9 protein-coding genes are annotated in these 16,833 nt (G+C 35.9%); 8 read left to right on the forward strand and 1 reads right to left on the reverse strand.

What is annotated here, in order from left to right; translation table 11 throughout:
* Positions 1-98 precede the first annotated feature (98 nt).
* The 5 genes from htpG to CCAL5182_RS00415 all read left to right on the forward strand — a co-directional run bounded on the left by htpG (position 99) and on the right by CCAL5182_RS00415 (position 4,632).
* The gene (gene htpG, locus CCAL5182_RS00395) at positions 99-1,955 is read left to right on the forward strand and encodes a molecular chaperone HtpG (RefSeq protein ID WP_336609968.1); all 1,857 of its coding nucleotides are present in this window, start codon (positions 99-101) and stop codon (positions 1,953-1,955) included.
* A gap of 67 nt (positions 1,956-2,022) precedes the next feature.
* Positions 2,023-2,586, forward strand: a complete 564-nt coding sequence (locus CCAL5182_RS00400; RefSeq protein WP_336609969.1) for a LemA family protein — start codon at positions 2,023-2,025, stop codon at positions 2,584-2,586.
* Between the two features lie 256 nt (positions 2,587-2,842).
* Entirely contained in the window at positions 2,843-3,496 is a 654-nt protein-coding gene (locus tag CCAL5182_RS00405) for a DUF3137 domain-containing protein (protein ID WP_336609970.1), read from the forward strand.
* A gap of 102 nt (positions 3,497-3,598) precedes the next feature.
* The gene (locus tag CCAL5182_RS00410; protein WP_169971742.1) at positions 3,599-4,144 is read left to right on the forward strand and encodes a DUF3237 domain-containing protein; all 546 of its coding nucleotides are present in this window, start codon (positions 3,599-3,601) and stop codon (positions 4,142-4,144) included.
* An 80-nt stretch (positions 4,145-4,224) separates the two neighbouring features.
* Entirely contained in the window at positions 4,225-4,632 is a 408-nt protein-coding gene (locus CCAL5182_RS00415; RefSeq protein WP_228026805.1) for a DUF3237 family protein, read from the forward strand.
* Here the strand turns inward: CCAL5182_RS00415 and CCAL5182_RS00420 are convergent, their stop codons facing one another.
* Positions 4,633-6,666, reverse strand: coding sequence for an ATP-dependent helicase (locus CCAL5182_RS00420; RefSeq protein WP_336609971.1), 2,034 nt, complete (start codon positions 6,664-6,666; stop codon positions 4,633-4,635).
* Between the two features lie 61 nt (positions 6,667-6,727).
* On the opposite strand from CCAL5182_RS00420, the gene pbpC reads away from it, so the two are divergent.
* The 3 genes from pbpC (at position 6,728) to CCAL5182_RS00435 (ending at position 16,759) form a co-directional block, all read left to right on the forward strand.
* Positions 6,728-8,911 (forward strand): penicillin-binding protein 1C, encoded by a 2,184-nt coding sequence (gene pbpC / locus CCAL5182_RS00425; protein WP_336609972.1) that lies wholly within the window; start codon positions 6,728-6,730, stop codon positions 8,909-8,911.
* 1 nt (position 8,912) lies between these two features.
* Positions 8,913-14,030: an alpha-2-macroglobulin family protein gene (locus CCAL5182_RS00430; protein WP_336609973.1), complete on the forward strand. Its 5,118-nt coding sequence runs from the start codon at positions 8,913-8,915 to the stop codon at positions 14,028-14,030.
* Between the two features lie 116 nt (positions 14,031-14,146).
* The gene (locus CCAL5182_RS00435) at positions 14,147-16,759 is read left to right on the forward strand and encodes a valine--tRNA ligase (protein ID WP_336609974.1); all 2,613 of its coding nucleotides are present in this window, start codon (positions 14,147-14,149) and stop codon (positions 16,757-16,759) included.
* The last annotated feature ends 74 nt before the right edge of the window (positions 16,760-16,833 follow it).

The following is a 16,833-nucleotide window of genomic DNA, read 5'->3' on the forward strand; positions in this document are numbered from 1 at the left end:
ATGTCACTAAATATAAAAGAGATACTGTGTTTTAGGCGCTTAAAGATGGTGTTATTAAATTACGATATAATCTGCTAAAAATTTAAAAAGGACATAAAATGGCAGACAAATTTGAATTTCAAACCGAAGTGAATGATCTGTTAAATTTAATGATACATTCACTATATTCCAACAAGGAAATTTTCCTTCGCGAACTTATCTCAAATGCAAGCGACGCACTAGATAAGCTAAACTACCTATCACTTACTGATGAAGCATATAAAAGTCTAAACTACACTCCACGCATAGATATAAGCGTCAACAAAGAGGCAAAAACACTAACAATCAGTGATAATGGTATAGGCATGAACAAAGATGATCTTATCGCAAATTTAGGCACTATCGCAAGAAGCGGCACAAAAGGCTTTATGCAAAATTTAAGCGGAGATGCCAAAAAAGACAGCTCGCTCATAGGTCAGTTTGGCGTAGGTTTTTACTCTGCGTTCATGGTTGCAAACAAGATAGAAGTCGTTAGCAAAAAAGCGTTAAGCGACGAGGTAAACAAATGGACTTCAGACGCAAAAAGCTATGAAATTTCAAACAGTACAAAAGAATCACACGGCACAAGTATAACACTATATCTAAATGACGAAGAATTTGCCGATACTTGGAAGCTCGAAGGTATTATCAAAAAATACTCAAACCATATCCCGTATGCGATTTTTATGGACAAAGAGGAGTATGTAGCTCCAAGTGGTGATGAAAAAGAGGGCAAATACGAAACAAAAAACGTTCAAATAAACAAAGCAAGCGCTCTTTGGCGCATGAACAAAGCCTCGATAAAAACACAAGAATACAATGACTTTTATAAGCAAATCAGCCACGACAGTACCGATCCGCTTTTGCATATCCACACAAAAGCCGAAGGCAAGATCGAATATAGCACGCTGTTTTACGTGCCTGGTTCAGAGCCGTTTGATTTGTTTAGAGTTGATTACCAAAGCGGTGTAAAGCTCTATGTAAAACGCGTTTTTATAACAGATGACGCAAAAGAGCTTCTACCTCCGTTTTTAAGATTTATCAGAGGCGTTATCGACGTAGAAGATCTACCTCTTAACGTAAGCCGTGAAATTTTACAAGAAAACGCCATCATGCGAAGCGTAAAAGAGCAAAGCGTGAAGAAAATTTTAAGCGAATTAGCTAAATTAAAAGAAAAAGATAGAGAAAAATACATAAAATTTTACACATTTTTCGGGAAAGTCCTAAAAGAGGCACTTTACGGCTTTGGTAATGACAAAGAGGCGGTTTTAGATCTTGTATTATTTAAATCAAGCAAACGAGATGGACTTATCAGCCTAAAAGAGTATAAAGAAGGTATGAAAGAGGATCAAAAAAGCATATATTACATAAGCGGAAACAACGAAAATATGCTTAGAAATTCTCCACTTCTTGAAAGCTTTAAGAAAAACGATATAGAAGTGCTGATAATGGACGAAGAGATCGACACTATCGTTATGCCAATGACCAATGAATTTGATAAAACTCCTATGAAATCAATATCTCACGCAGATATAGACGATGAGATAAAAAGCGAAGAAAATAGCGTTGATGATAGCAAACTGACAAATACGTTGGTTAAAATGCGTGAAATTTTAAAAGATGATGTTAAGGACGTAAAATTAAGCTCGCGCCTTAGCGACTCTGTTGCAGTGCTTATATATGATAAAAATGATCCTGATTTTGCTATGCAGATGATGTTAAAACAAATGGGCCAAAACGACCTACCTAAGGTAAAACCTATACTTGAGATCAATCCTAATCACGAAATTTTTACCAAATTAGAAACAAACGAGTTAATGATAAATGATATCTCTCGCCTGCTTCTTGATATGGCAAAGATAAATGAGGGTATGAACATAGAAGATCCTGCTCAATTTAGCAAAATCTTAACCAAAATAATGACAAAAGCGATATAGCGGCATATATTTGGTTCTATTTTGGAGCCAAATATGCTACAATTTGCAAAAAATTTAAAGGAATTTCATGAACGCTTATGTTGCTATTTTGATCGCTCTACTTGCACTAGTCATCGCTTTTATAAACATCTACAACTCGCTAATCGCAAAAAGAAATCAAGTAAAAAATATCCGTGCAAGCATTGATGCTGCACTTAAAAATCGCTACGATCTTATACCAAATTTGGTTTCAAGCGTTAGTCGATATGCAGAACACGAGAACGAACTTTTAACAAAAGTAACAGAGCTTAGAAGTAAAGCCATTAATGCAAATGAGAGTGAAAATTTAAAGATAAATAATGAGCTTAGCTCGACACTTGGCGGCATAAAAATACTTTCTGAAGCCTATCCCGAGCTAAAAGCAAACGAAAATTTCATAGAGCTTCAAAAGAGCCTAAATGAGATAGAAGCCCAGCTAAGTGCCGTAAGAAGAGCCTATAACTCTGCCGTGATGATTTACAACAACGCACTTGAGATGTTTCCTAGCAATATTGTCGCTTCTTGGTTTAAATTTAGCCCTAAAGAATTTTTTCAAGCACCTCAAAACGAACAAAATACGCCTGATGTAAAAGATCTTTTTAAGCGAGATTAAGATCGAAAATTTAAATTCATACATTGCAGATATTAAAGCAGAGCAGATAGCTGTTTTTAAAAAGCGCAAAAACGCCCTAATACTAGCTGTCTGCGTGGCTGTATTATCATTTTTATTTTTTCATTTTTATGCTCATGCTTTTGGTTTTAATAAACTAGGAGCTTTTATATTTAGCACTATCGCTATTGTCTTTGCTTTTAATTTCTATGTTTCAAAAATTTCCAAAAGCGTAAAAGTTGAGTTTAAAAGCAAAATAATGCCGATCATAATTAAAGATATCAACCCTGATCTAGTCTATAAAAAAGATAAATTTATAACAAAAAACGAGTTTTTATCTACAGAAATTTATAGTCCCGATATATCATTTTATGGCGGAAATGATCTAGTAAATGGCAAAGCAGATGATATTTTGGTTAAATTTAGTGATGCTTTGGTTAAAAGAGTGCAAAAAGACATACAAAACGGTAAAGATATAAAAAAAGAGATTGTTGTGTTTCAAGGAGTGCTTTTTATCGCTAAATTTAATAAAAAAATAAATTCTATCACTCAAATAATAGACAAAAAAGCAAATTTCATAAAAACAAACGGCGATAGAGCCTATATGGACGATGCTACTTTTGAAAGCCATTTTAAAACCTACACAAATGATCAAATAAACGCTCGTTATCTTTTAACACCAAAATTTATGCAGGATTTTTGCGAGCTAAAAAGAATTTTTAAAGCTCAAATTTGTGCTGTTTTGAAAGACGAATTTATTTATATTTACATAAATTTAGGCAAAGACAACTTCGAGCTTGATATGAAAAATGTACTAGACCAAGACAATTTAAACGCTTACAAAAAAGAGATTACCACATTTTTGGATATAGTTAAAAATTTAAATTTAAACAACAATTTATTTTGTAACTAAAAATACAAAAATCTTTTAAAACAGAGCAAAATTCAGTAAAAATTTATTATTCTTATATTATTATTAAAAAATATATTTACTTTATTTTTCAAAGGAGTTTATATGAGAAAGTTATTTTTCGCTGCATTAGCGATAGTCACACTCGGTCTTTTTGGTCTAAATGCTGCTGATATTTCAGCCAAAGACTTAAAGCAGCCTAAACTTGAGCTTGCCTTTATGATAGATATAGAGGTTGAAAAGCCGCTTGTTGTCGGCAAAGATGACGAACACGGCTTAAGAAGACTAATATATATAAAAGGCGGTAAAGTAAGCGGTAAACTAAATGGAGAGGTCTTGCCTTACGGTGTAGATAGTCAAGTCGTTCGCCCTGACGGACTTACGGAACTTACCGCAAGATACGCTATAAAACTTGATGACGGGGCTCAAATTTATATTGATAATAGCGGTATGAGGCATATAACAGACCCTGAAGTTGCAAAAGAGGCTGCACAAGGCAAGATCGTGGATCCAAAATATGTCTACTTTGCAACCGTAACAAAATTTGAAACTTACGATGCAAAATACAAATGGATGGAAAGAGCGATATTTGTTTGCTATGCTGTAAGGCTACCTGATAAAGTTTTATTAAACTTTTATGAAGTTAAATGATAAAAATTAATATAAAATTTTTAATTTTTACTTTTATTTCCATATTTATCTCAGGGTGCGCAAATGTTTCGCACCCTACTTTGCAAGAACCAAAACTTAAATACACATTTAGTATACTTATCAATTCAAACAAAGAAAGACTATATCTTGGAGATAACGAAAGAATTTTCGTACCATTTACACTTAAGGTAAGCGGTAAAATAAACGGTGTCGCCATGCCTTATGGAGTTGACATCCAAAAGCAAAAAGAAAACGGCATAAAAGAAATTTCCGCCAGATATGCCATACTTTTAGATGATGGTGAAACGATATACATACAAAATGAAGGCATGATACATAAAAAGAATGATGGATCTCGATACTTTGTTACAGTGCCAAAATTTGAAGCTTACTCTAAAAAATACAAATGGATACAACAAGCCATATTTATCGGTTACGCGGTATCCACTCCACAAGGAACGCTTCTTAGCTTTTATGAGCTAAAATGATTAAATTCCTGCCTTTGCCATGCCTGCTTCTATCAAAAAGCAACTTGGTTGATAATTTATCTTTTTTATCTTATCAAATTTAGCATAGCTTAGATAAAGCTCGTTTCTAGCTCTGGTGACTGCGACGTAAAAAAGCCTTCGCTCCTCTTCAAGCGAACCGCCCATGCTCATTAGCTTTAAATTTGGAAAACGATTTTGCGCAAGATCAACTATAAATACCTGGTCAAACTCAAGCCCTTTACTTGCATGAACACTAAGCAAGCTCACACCCTCTCCCTCGCTCATCTCATTGCTTCCAAGCGTTATAAAGTTATAAAATTTTTCCATATCATGATAGTTTTTAGACAGCTCGGCTAAGACTAAGGACTTTCTCATTATGCGCTCTTTTACCTCGTTAAATAACGACGGGTCAACATTACCGTTTTTCAGTGTAGCTCGTTTTGTGGCGATATTTTGCACGATAAGTTCGTAAATTTTGCTATCTCTTATCTCGTTTATCAGCGATGTTGGACGAGTTATACGTTTTGCGCGGAGTAAGAAATTATAAATTTCATATAAAAATATCGCTCCATTTTCGCTTAATTTTTGCATCTTAAGTATGGGATGGGATAGAAATTTATCGCTAAATTTAAGTGATGAAAAACGCGACACATCGGCAAATTCGTCTATGTCATCAAAAAGCCCTAGCTGATAGTTGCGTCTTTTATTGCTTTGTATGTTTACATTTTCATCAGGATTTAAAAGCCCCTCAACAAGGCTTCCATGTCCTAATTTTACAAGTGCGTCAAAAAGCTCCTTGCTAACCGCACTTCCAACACCTTTGGCATATTCGCAGATATGTATAAAAGCCATTATGTCTTTTGGGTTTATCACAACACCCATGATATCAACAAGCGCCTTTATCTCTCTACTTTCAAAAAAACTTATCCCACCCTTACGTTTTGAGCTTATCCCTCGCTCTTTTAACGCGACTTCAAGGCCATCCGCGCTTGAGTTGTTTCGAAAGATTATCGCGATATTTTGACGTGAAAACGGCGAGAGAGAGATGATATCTGCGATATTTACGTATTGTTCGAAAAGTTCATTATAAACAAGCAATGTCGGAGCTTTAAAATTTCCCTCTCTGCTTACTATTAAATTTTTCTCGTAAAGGCGCGGATTGTTTGATATTACTTTATTTGCAAGAGCAAGTATGGACGAGCTGGAGCGATAATTTACATTTAGTGCGTATATATTTGCATCTAAAAATCTATCCTTAAAAGAGCCGATGATCTCGATATTTGCACCATTAAAGGCATAAATACTTTGGTCAAAATCCCCAACACAAAAGATGCTTTTTGTTTTAAACGCGCTTATAAGCGAGCCTTGGAGAGTGTTTGTGTCTTGGTATTCGTCTATTAAAATTTCATCATAATTAATTTGAGCATTATTTTTTAGCTCGTTTCTCATATTTATAAGCAAGTCATTAAAGTCAGCGTATGAAAATTTACGCTTCTCGCTTTCGAATTCTTCTAAAACATCTTCATAAATTTCAGTATAAACGCCCTGTTCATCGCTTTTTTGCACTATCCAGTCGGCAAAGCTTATATCGCTTACGCTGTTTTGATAAAGCGAATACATGTCATAAAGATATGCGCCGCCATATGGTTTTACATCGCTTAAGTGATGAAATTTACGTCGCTCAACTAAGCTTTTTAGTAAAATTTTAAGCTCACCCGGTTGCTTTAGTATAACTCCTTTATTTAACGACTTAAGTAGCGTGTATGAGACGGAGTGAAATGTCCCTGCCGTGATTTTAGCGGTGATTTTTTTGTCAAAATACCGCTCTAGTCGCTCTATCATCTCGCTCGCAGCCTTGTTTGTAAACGTAAGAAGTAAAATTTTCTCAGGTAAAACGCCCAAATTTAAAAGATGTGCTATGCGAGCTACGATAGTGCTGGTCTTTCCCGTTCCTGCACTTGCGATTACCAGGTTATGACCAAACGGTGCGGTTGCGGCGGTGTATTGTTCTTTATTTAGTTTACTTAACGGCATGATGACTCCAAAAAGGCGTGATTATACCTAAAGTGAGTTAAAAATAAGATATAATCACGCAATGAATAAAACATTGCCAAGAGCTTTAAAATTCCTAAAATTTACGGTGTCTTTTTTTGCTATTTTGTTTGTGGCGTTTATGCTTTTTGACGCACTTTTTCCGTTAAATTTAGATAAATTAAACAAAGATGACTCCAAGGTTGTTTATGATAAAAACGGCGAAATTCTACGCATGAAGCTCGCAAGTGACGGAGCTTGGAGGTTTCACACACATGAAGTTCCTGAAATTTTGAAAAAAAGCGTTTTACTTTTTGAAGATAAATTTTACTACTATCATTTTGGCGTTAATCCCCTCTCGATAATTCGCGCTAGTTTTTATAACATAACGCACAAAAACCGCATAGGAGCCAGCACGATAACTATGCAAGTAGCAAGGATGCTTGAAGCCAATGAGCGAACTTACGCAAATAAAATCAAAGAAATTTTTCGCGCTTTTCAACTCGAATGGCATTTTAGTAAAGATGAGATTTTAAATTTATACTTTAATCTAGCTCCTTACGGGGGCAATATCGAGGGCGTAAAAGCTGCGGCTAGGTTTTATTTTAATAAAAATTTATCACAATTAAGCTACGCTCAGATCGCACTTTTGACCACAATACCCAAAAATCCAAACAAAAATCGCCTTGATAAAAAATCAGACATAAACACACTAAAAAACCGCGTCGCTAAACTGCTTTTTGATGCAGGCATCATCGACCTTAGTGCACTTAAGCGTGCTCAAAATGAGCCTTTTGTAAATACTCGCTTAAATGCCCCCTTTAATGCTCCAAGCTACACCGATGTCGCTTTTAAAAACGGTATCACAAACTCAAATTTAAATTTAGAATTTCAAAACGATCTATTAAACATCTTAAATCAAACCATGTTCAAACTCAAGCAAAATGGCGCAAATAACGCCTCAGCCGTCTTGATAGATAATAAAAAAATGAGTGTCGTAGCCTTTATCGGCTCACACGATCAAAGCTCAAAAGACGGCAAAAACTCTAGCCTAAATATGAAACGAAATGTCGGTAGCACACTAAAGCCCTTTATCTACTCGCTTGCCCTTGATAGCGGACTTATCACTCCAAAAAGCGAGCTTATAGACACGCAAATTTACATAAACGAGTATGTTCCTAGAAATTTTAACGACGACTTTTTGGGTAAAGTAAGCGCAAAGGACGCGCTAGGTCTTAGCCTAAATATCCCCGCCGTAAATTTAAATCAAAAACTTGGCGATAACTCACTTTATGAACTACTTGAAAAGATAAATTTAATAGACAACAAAAAGGAATTTTACGGAGCTTCCATAGCGCTTGGAAGTCCTGAAATAAGCCTTTTAAACCTCACTCGTCTTTATACGATATATGCAAACGGCGGCAAGCTTTTACCGCTTGAGTTTGCAGGTGAATTTGTAAATAACCAAAATGAAATTTTAAACCTCATAAGCCCTCAAAGTGCTTATCTGAGCGCAAAAATGATGAGCGAAGCAAGTAGGGGCATCTTAAAAAATGCATGGCAATACGCCCAAAATACACCAACCATCGCATTTAAAACAGGTACAAGCTATAACTCGCGAGATCTATATGCGCTGGGAGTTGATCAAAACTATACTCTTGGAATTTGGATAGGAAATTTTAACGGCGAGAAGACGAGTAGATTAACAGGCTTAAATGACGCTAGTTCGGTTGTGTTTGACATGTTTAAGTTGCTTTCTCAAAAAGAAAAACTAAATTTCATGCAAAAACCAGACGGCATAGTTCTAGCTCCAACATGCCTTGATAGTTTTGAGTTTAAAGAATGTAAAAATATGCAACAAGATGAGCAAATTCTCGGTGTTTGGCCTCAAAACAAATGTCAAAATTTAAGAAGTGAAGAGCTTGATTTTATGTATAAAAACGGATTTTTAAACAAAAATGATATCGCACAAAGTCCTTGTGCTAAGTTTTTACGAGATAAAGCTCCGATCTTTGCCTCTTTATATGATGGTCAAATCTTCATAAATGATAATAATCAAACCAAAGTTATGATAAAATGTTACGCTTATTTAGGAGATGAAATTTACATCACGCTTGGTAACGGCGAATTTATCAAACGCCAAAGTGCAAGCGAAAATATCGTTAGTTTGGCGACAGGTCAGCACCGCATAGGATGTCTTGATGAAAATTCAAACTACAAAGAGATAAAGATAGAGATAAGGAGATAGTATGAATCTTTCAAAAGCGCTTTTGATACTTTTTACAACTATAAATTTAAGCGCATTAACTTTTGATCAAAATATCACACAAACGCCGTTTTCGATAGAATTTGGCGTAAATGAAACTATAGATGAAAAACTCGTAGGAACAACAAGCGATGATAAAATTTTAACTTGCGTGCCTGAAATAAACGCAACTATAGAATACAAAACAAAAAGTATCATCCTTTACACCAAAGACCTTCACGCAGGCAAAAAACATACCTGCAAAATGCAAAACAGCAAGATAAACTTTAGCACTCCAAATTTTGAATTAAAAAGCATAGACAAAATTTCAGATTATAAATTTGTATTAAAATTTAACGACAAAGTCAGCGCCAATGAGCTAAAACAAAAGCTAACCATAAACGACAACAACTTTAGTATACAAAATTCATTTGAAAAGGCTTTTGTTATAGCTTTAGACAAAGCTCAAAGTAACCCCGCTTTTAACCTTCCTAAAGACTTTAGTAGCGAATTTAACGCGACTTTGGGAGCCGACCTTAATATAACTTACTTAAAACCATTAAATGAAGAAAATATCGTAGTAGAAAATGAAAAAGCAAAAACTTTAACGATAGACAAACTCTATCCTCAAAGCCTAAATAACGGAAAACTAGCAGCTAGAATTTATCTAAAAGACTGGCTTTATAATGATAGAAATTTTAATAAATTTATCGAAATAAAAGGCGTCAAAAATTTTCAAATAACAAATATCGGATATGTCATAGACGAAAACAAAACGGATGAGATAGGTGAGGATTTTTATTATTATTTTGATATCGTAAGTGATGAATTTAAAGCCCTTAACGAATACGAAATAACTATCAAAAAAGGTTTTGGCGATAACTGGAATGTAGTAAGAGACGATAGTACTTATATCGTTAAAATGCCAAATTTAGCACCTTTTGCAGAATTTATAAACGATAAGCCGTATATATCAAGCGTCGGAGAGATCGGCATAAGAAGTGTAAATGTAAGCAACCTTAAAGTAGTTATAGAAAAACTTAGCGATCAAAATTATAGATATTTTTTAAATTTCAAACCACAACCAAACGACATAGACGAATTTGTAAGCGAGATAGCTTCTAAAAACTACGAACTAGGCGGGGTTTTAAACGAGTTTTCATCACATAAAATCAAACTTGACTTTACCGGAGTTACAGATGGAATTTATCGTGTGAATTTATACTACGACAAAGATAAACACACCTCAAAAGTAGTCTATCTAAGTGATATAGCAGTAAATGCAAAACTTAGCAAGGATGAAATTTTCGTATTTGCCAACAGACTTGGTGAAAACATAATGCTAGCTAATGCAAATGTTAAAATTTACAGCAAGAAAAACGACGAGATCACGATAGGTGCAACAAATGACGAAGGTGTTTTTAAATTTAGCAAAAAAGACATTTATAAAGATGTAGGCTCGGTTGTCGTAAGCCTTGCAAAAGAGCAAAATTTCTTGATTATAAATGAAGACGGACATATAAACAAAGACGCTGCGTATTCGCTAAAAGACGGCAACCAAACTATCGACGCATTTACACACTTTGCATCAAATTTAATAAGACCAGATGAAAGCATAAAAGGTGTAAGCTATCTAAGAGATAGAAATTTTACTCCGATCTCAAACATGCCTGTTAAAGTCAAAATAACCGATCCGCAAAACAAAGAGATAGCAAATTTAACCTATCAAACAAATGAAGTAGGTGCTTTTGACTTTAACGAAAGTATATCAAGCGAGCTTAGTGGCAGGTTTACTTTTAGCGTTATTTATGCCGGTAAAATTTTATCAAAAGAGCCATTTTACGTTGAAAGCTTTACTCCAACTCGTATAAAAAATGAAATAACTCTTGCAAAAGATAAATTTCATGCCCAGGAGCTAGGCAAAATTTTATTGTCAAGCTCATATTTATTTGGAAATAAGGCAAGCTTTTTAAACGGTAGTTTGGAGATTGATTTTGTTGACTTAGAATACAAAAACGAACAATACAAAGACTATAAATTTAAAGACGACACTGTTAAAAATTTAGCCTTAGATGGCTTTTATAAGCCTGTTAAACTCGATGAAAACGGCACAAGCAAGGAGTCTTTTGTCATCGATATAAACGACAGCGTCCAAACCCAAAGCATAGCAAACGGCATAATAAATTTTAACATAAACGACGATGGGCAAAATGTAAGCGCAAGTAAGTTAATAACTATCTTTACGAAGCAAAATTTAGTTGGAATTTATGCAAACAAAAATTTTGTCGAGCCTGAAGAAAAGGTAAATTTCAAAACCGTAGTGCTTGATACAAAAAATATGAAAGAAGTTAAGCCAAATCTAAAATTTGAGATAAAAAGACGAATTTGGAACTATACAACCGACGCATTTAACGAGCTAAGATGGTTTGAAAGCCTAGAAACCATAGCTACATTCACACAAGAAAATAGCGCTTTAGAATACGCCTTTGCTCAAAGCGGCAACTATACAGTCGTAGTAACTGACATCATAAGCAAAGCAAGCACTAGCATAGACATTGATGTCAGCGGCTATACATACTCAACTTTAATGCCAACAAAAGAGCTTTCAAAAGCGCAGATAAAACTAAATGCAAAAAGCTACAAAAAAGGCGATGAGCTAAGCGCAGATATAAGTTCGGTCATAAAAGAAGGACTAGCGCTTGTTACGGTAGAAAGCGGAAACGTAAAAGCATATAAGCTTGCAAGGATAAAAAACAACTCGGCAAACGTTAAATTTAAACTTGATTTTGATTTTACCGGTTTATATGTAAGTGCGAACATCTACCGACTAGCAGATGAGGGAAGTACACCGTTTAGAACACATGCGAAAGTCTATGCAAACGCCGATAAAAGCGATAGAAACATACAACTTTTGTTAAATGGCCCAAAAAGCTCATTTACAAACAAGGACGTTAAGATCGAGATAAAAACCGAACCAAATGCCGATATAGCGTTATTTCTAGCAGATCTTGGTATACTTAACATCACTTCACAACCGTCCCCAAATCCGCTTCAATTTTTTGATAAAGTTGTTAGCGACGGCGTTTTTGACTATGATTTTTACGATAGACTAACAGGCTACAAGCTAAATGCAAAAACGCTAAATTTTGGCGGAGATAGCGCTAATATGCTAATGGCTGCCAAAATGGCAAAATACGAAAGTCCTGTAGATACTAAAAACATAAAAACATTTTATGAAGCTACAAAGCTTAAAGCTGACGAGAATGGAACTGCGGTTTACATGTTTAAAACACCTAGCGACTTTAACTCGGCCATCCGTATAGATGTTATAAGTTCAAGCAAACTAAAGATGTCAAGCACCAGTGCTGTTTTAGAGGTTAAAGACGATGTAGTTTTAAAACCCACAAAGCTTAGTTATATGATAAACGGCGATGAGATAGAGGGGATTTTGCGTATCCTCAACACTACGGAAAATAAAAAAACTCTAAATTTAAGCTCAAGTCACAGCCACAACCTGGATATAAATTTAAGTCAAACATCTGTAAATCTACAACCTTTTGAAAATATAGCTTTGAATTTTAATATAAAAGCAAAAGATGTTGCTGATGCTAAATTTGAGACAACAGCTACAGACGAAGCAAATAACACCTTTGTAAATTTAAACAACATTACCATCATAAATGCCCAACCAAAAAGCACTTACGCAAAAAGCTTTAGTGTGCATAAATCACGAAAATTCAAGCTCGCAAACGGCTATACAGACATAGCAATTGATGCTTCAAGTTCTATTTACGGTCTACTTGCGGCAATGTCAAAAAATTTAATCTCTTATCCATATGGATGTTCCGAACAACGCTCAAGTCGCCTTTTGGCCCTACTTCATGCAAAAAGCGCAGACGAAACCGAAGAAAAAGATAGAGTTAGGTTTATAAATAGCGCCATAAAAGAACTAAGTAAAATGCAAAATAAAAATGGCGAATTTGGATACTGGAGTGAGCTAGGAGCGGTTGATAGCTTTGCTTCTATATACACTGCCGATGTGCTTTTTGAGCTTAGCAAAGCTGGTTTTAACGTGGATGAAAATATCAAAAAACAAGCGATCAATGGACTAAAGCACCACACAAACGGTGATAACGCACTTTATGCGATGTATGTTTTAAGTAAAAATTCAAAAGCCAGCATGAGCGAGATAAATCAAATTTACGACACTAAAAATTACACAAAAACCACTCTTAGCAAATACCTAATGGCTTCGATACTACAAGCGGTTGGATACAAAAACGAAGCTTTGGTGGTACTTAAAAATTTAGATGTAGTTAAGACAGAAAATGAGAGCATAGGCTTTAGCTCAAATTTAAGAGACAAGGCATTTATACTATATCTGCACGCTACAAATTTTGAGAAAAATACATTTTCAGATAATCTTGCAAAAGAGCTACTAACAAAAACAAACAGCGCTCGCTCAACACAAGAAAGGGCGTTTATGCTTCGTGCGTTAAATGCTTATTTTGCAGATTTAAAAGATGATAAAGATGTGAAATTTAAAGTAAAATACGACGGCAAAGTTGAAGAATTTAACGCAAATCAAACAATAAATTTAAACACAAAAAATGGCGAATTTGAAGTAGAAGCAACCGGCGATTTGTTTATAACAATCAGTTCAAGTGCCTATACGCCTCTGCAGATAAAGCATACAAAAGAGAAAAAAGAGCTTGATATTTACAGGACTTTTGTCACAAATGATGGTAAAGAAATATCGCTAAATTCACTTAAACTCAACGATATAGTTTACTCAAAAGTTGAAATTTTATCCAAGGCAGACCTTGTGGGTGCTTTAAACGAGATAACTAGCACATGTTTTGAGCCCATAAATGAAAATTTAGCAAATTTTACAAGAGATGAAGCCGTAACAAATAGCATAAATTTATCACATCAGCTCATAAAGGACGATAGAGTTTTGAGCTTTTTCGAATTAAAAGGCGGTGAAAATGCAATTATCTATACACCTTACCGAGTTGTTTTAAAAGGTAAATGCTCTCTGCCTGCTGTCATAGGCAAAAACATGTATAACGAAGCACAAAATGACTATGATTTAGCTACAAAGAGCTTTATTATAAAGTAAAACAAAAGGGTGACTAGCTCACCTTACTCTATCTTCTTTAGCCCCTTAAAAAGCAAAATTTAAACAAGTTTTTGATAAAATCGAGCATTTTTTAAATAATAATTAAGGATAAAAAAGTGGCTGATTTTTACAATGCAAAAGAGATAGAAGAGAAATTTTATAAGATTTGCGAAGAGCGCGGATATTTTGAGATAGATGGCAACAAGTCTATCCAAGAAGATGGCAAAAATTTCTGCATAATGATGCCACCACCAAACGTCACTGGAGTGCTTCATATCGGACACTCGCTTACTTTTACACTTCAAGATATTATGACTCGTTATAAGCGTATGGACGGTTACAAAACACTATGGCAACCAGGGCTTGATCACGCTGGTATCGCTACTCAAAACGTGGTAGAAAAACAGCTTTTAGCACAAGGAACAAAAAAAGAGGACTTGGGACGCAAAAAATTTGTAAATAAAGTATGGGAGTGGAAGGAAAAAAGTGGCGGTCAGATAGTCTATCAGATGCGCCGTCTTGGTATCACTCCTGCGTGGAGTAGAGAGCGCTTTACTATGGATGAGGGGCTTAAAAAGGCTGTAAAGAAGGCATTTGTAAATTTATATGAAAAAGGTCTTATCATACGCGGTAACTACATGGTAAACTGGTGCACCCATGATGGCGCGCTAAGTGATGTAGAGGTTGAGCATAAGGAAAATAAGGGCAAGCTTTACCACCTAAGATATTTTCTAAAAGAAAGTAAAGAATTTGTTATCGTGGCGACCACCAGACCTGAGACATACTTTGGTGACACGGCTGTTATGGTAAATCCAAATGATGAACGTTATAAAAATTTAATAGGTAAAACAGTCGTGCTTCCTATCATAAACCGTGAAATTTCTATCATCGCGGACGAGCACGTTGATATGGAGTTTGGAACGGGCGTGGTCAAAGTAACTCCTGCACACGACGTGAACGACTATGAAGTAGGCAAACGCCATAACTTAGAGTTTATCACGATATTTGACGAGCAAGGGATTTTGAACGACTACTGCGATAAATTTAAAGGTCTTGAGCGACTTGAGGCGCGTGATATAGTGATGGCTGAGCTTGAAAAGATAGGAAATGTAGAGAAAATCGAAGACTACGAAAACCAAGTGGGCTACTGCTATCGTTGTAAAAACGTGGTCGAGCCGTATATCTCAAAACAGTGGTTTGTAAAAAGCGAGATAGCGGACGAGGCGATAAAAAAGGTAAACGAGGGCGCGGCGGAGTTTTATCCGTCACACTGGATAAATAGCTTTAATGCATGGATGAGAGAGCTAAAAGACTGGTGTATCAGCCGTCAGCTTTGGTGGGGACATCAGATTCCTGTATTTTACTGCGAGTGTGGGCATGAGTGGGCGGATGAGAGCGATACGCCTGAGTGCTGTCCAAAGTGTGGTAGTAAGATCTTCACGCAAGACCCTGACGTACTAGATACGTGGTTTAGTAGTGGTTTGTGGCCTATCTCAACACTTGGCTGGGGTAACGGCGACGAGCTTAAAAATGAGAAATGGTTTGAAAACGACTTAAAAGAATTTTATCCAAACACTATGCTTATAACAGGCTTTGATATACTATTTTTCTGGGTTGCTAGGATGATGTTTCAGAGTGAAAACGCACTTGGCGAGATACCGTTTAAAGATATCTACCTGCACGCGTTGGTAAAAGATAAAGATGGCAAAAAGATGAGCAAAAGTAGTGGAAATATCATCGACCCGCTTGATAAGATAGATGAGTATTCGGCTGATATTTTACGTTTTACGCTTACGCTTTTAGCGGTGCAGGGTCGCGATATACGCTTAAGTGAAGAGAAAATGGTGCTAGTTAGAAACTTCACAAACAAGCTTTATAACGCGAGTAAGTACCTGCTTCTAAACGCACCAAAATTTGAAAATTTAAGTGAAATAGAGGTAAAAACCGAGCTAGGCAGATATATGCTAAGTCGCTTTAACGAGTGTGTGGCAGTCGTGCGTGAAAACGTCGAAGCGTACCGCTTTAACGATGCGGCAAATGCGCTTTATAAATTTTTATGGGATGAGTTTTGCGACTGGGGTATCGAGTTAAGCAAGGGTGATAAGGATAGTGTGGCAGAGCTTGGGGCGATATTTAAAGAGGCGATGAGGGCGATGAGTCCGTTTATGCCGTTTATCTCTGAGTATCTTTTCCACGAGCTAAGTGGTACAAATTTAGAGGATACAAACTCTATAATGGTCGAGGCGTATCCAAAGGTAAATGAGCGTGATATGGATATCGAGCGTAAATTTGCACTAGTTATAGAAGCCATAGTAAGCATACGCCGTGCAAAAGCGACTGTTGATCTTGGTAGCTCAAAGATAGCCAAGGCTTATATGATGGTGGATGAGGATATGAGTGCTGTGATGCACTACGTAAGACTTCTGGCAAAATGCGAGGAGATAGAGATTTGCACTGAGAAAGTGGCAAACTCTGCCGTTGATGTTAGCGAAAATTTAAGCGTGTTTGTACCACTATCAGGCATCGATACTAGTGAGATAGTAAAGCGTCTAATGGGGCAGAAAAACAAGCTAGAAAAAGAGGTAGCAAAGCTAGAAAATATGCTAGGAAATGAGAAATTTGTAGCAAATGCACCGGCTGAAGTCATCAAAACTAACCGCGAAGGGCTAGAAAATGCAAAAGCACAGCTTGAAAAAGTAGTTGGCGAGCTAGCAAATTTTGGAGCGTAATAGGTGAAATTTTTTGGTTTTTGTGTTAGGACATGGCGACTTGAACGCGTGCCTTGAAATTTATAGATTTTAAA

Origin of the sequence: Campylobacter sp. 7477a, assembly GCF_014892335.1 — a bacterium.
In the GTDB taxonomy this organism is placed as follows: domain Bacteria; phylum Campylobacterota; class Campylobacteria; order Campylobacterales; family Campylobacteraceae; genus Campylobacter_A; species Campylobacter_A californiensis.

Bases quoted from the DNA above. Each gene is read 5' to 3' on its own strand.
- CCAL5182_RS00430 (WP_336609973.1), top strand. From the start codon at position 8,913: ATGAATCTTTCAAAAGCGCTTTTGATACTTTTTACAACTATAAATTTA.
- CCAL5182_RS00405 (WP_336609970.1), top strand. From the start codon at position 2,843: ATGCCGATCATAATTAAAGATATCAACCCTGATCTAGTCTATAAAAAA.
- htpG (WP_336609968.1), top strand. From the start codon at position 99: ATGGCAGACAAATTTGAATTTCAAACCGAAGTGAATGATCTGTTAAAT.
- pbpC (WP_336609972.1), top strand. From the start codon at position 6,728: ATGAATAAAACATTGCCAAGAGCTTTAAAATTCCTAAAATTTACGGTG.
- CCAL5182_RS00400 (WP_336609969.1), top strand. From the start codon at position 2,023: ATGAACGCTTATGTTGCTATTTTGATCGCTCTACTTGCACTAGTCATC.
- CCAL5182_RS00420 (WP_336609971.1), bottom strand. From the start codon at position 6,666: ATGCCGTTAAGTAAACTAAATAAAGAACAATACACCGCCGCAACCGCA.
- CCAL5182_RS00410 (WP_169971742.1), top strand. From the start codon at position 3,599: ATGAGAAAGTTATTTTTCGCTGCATTAGCGATAGTCACACTCGGTCTT.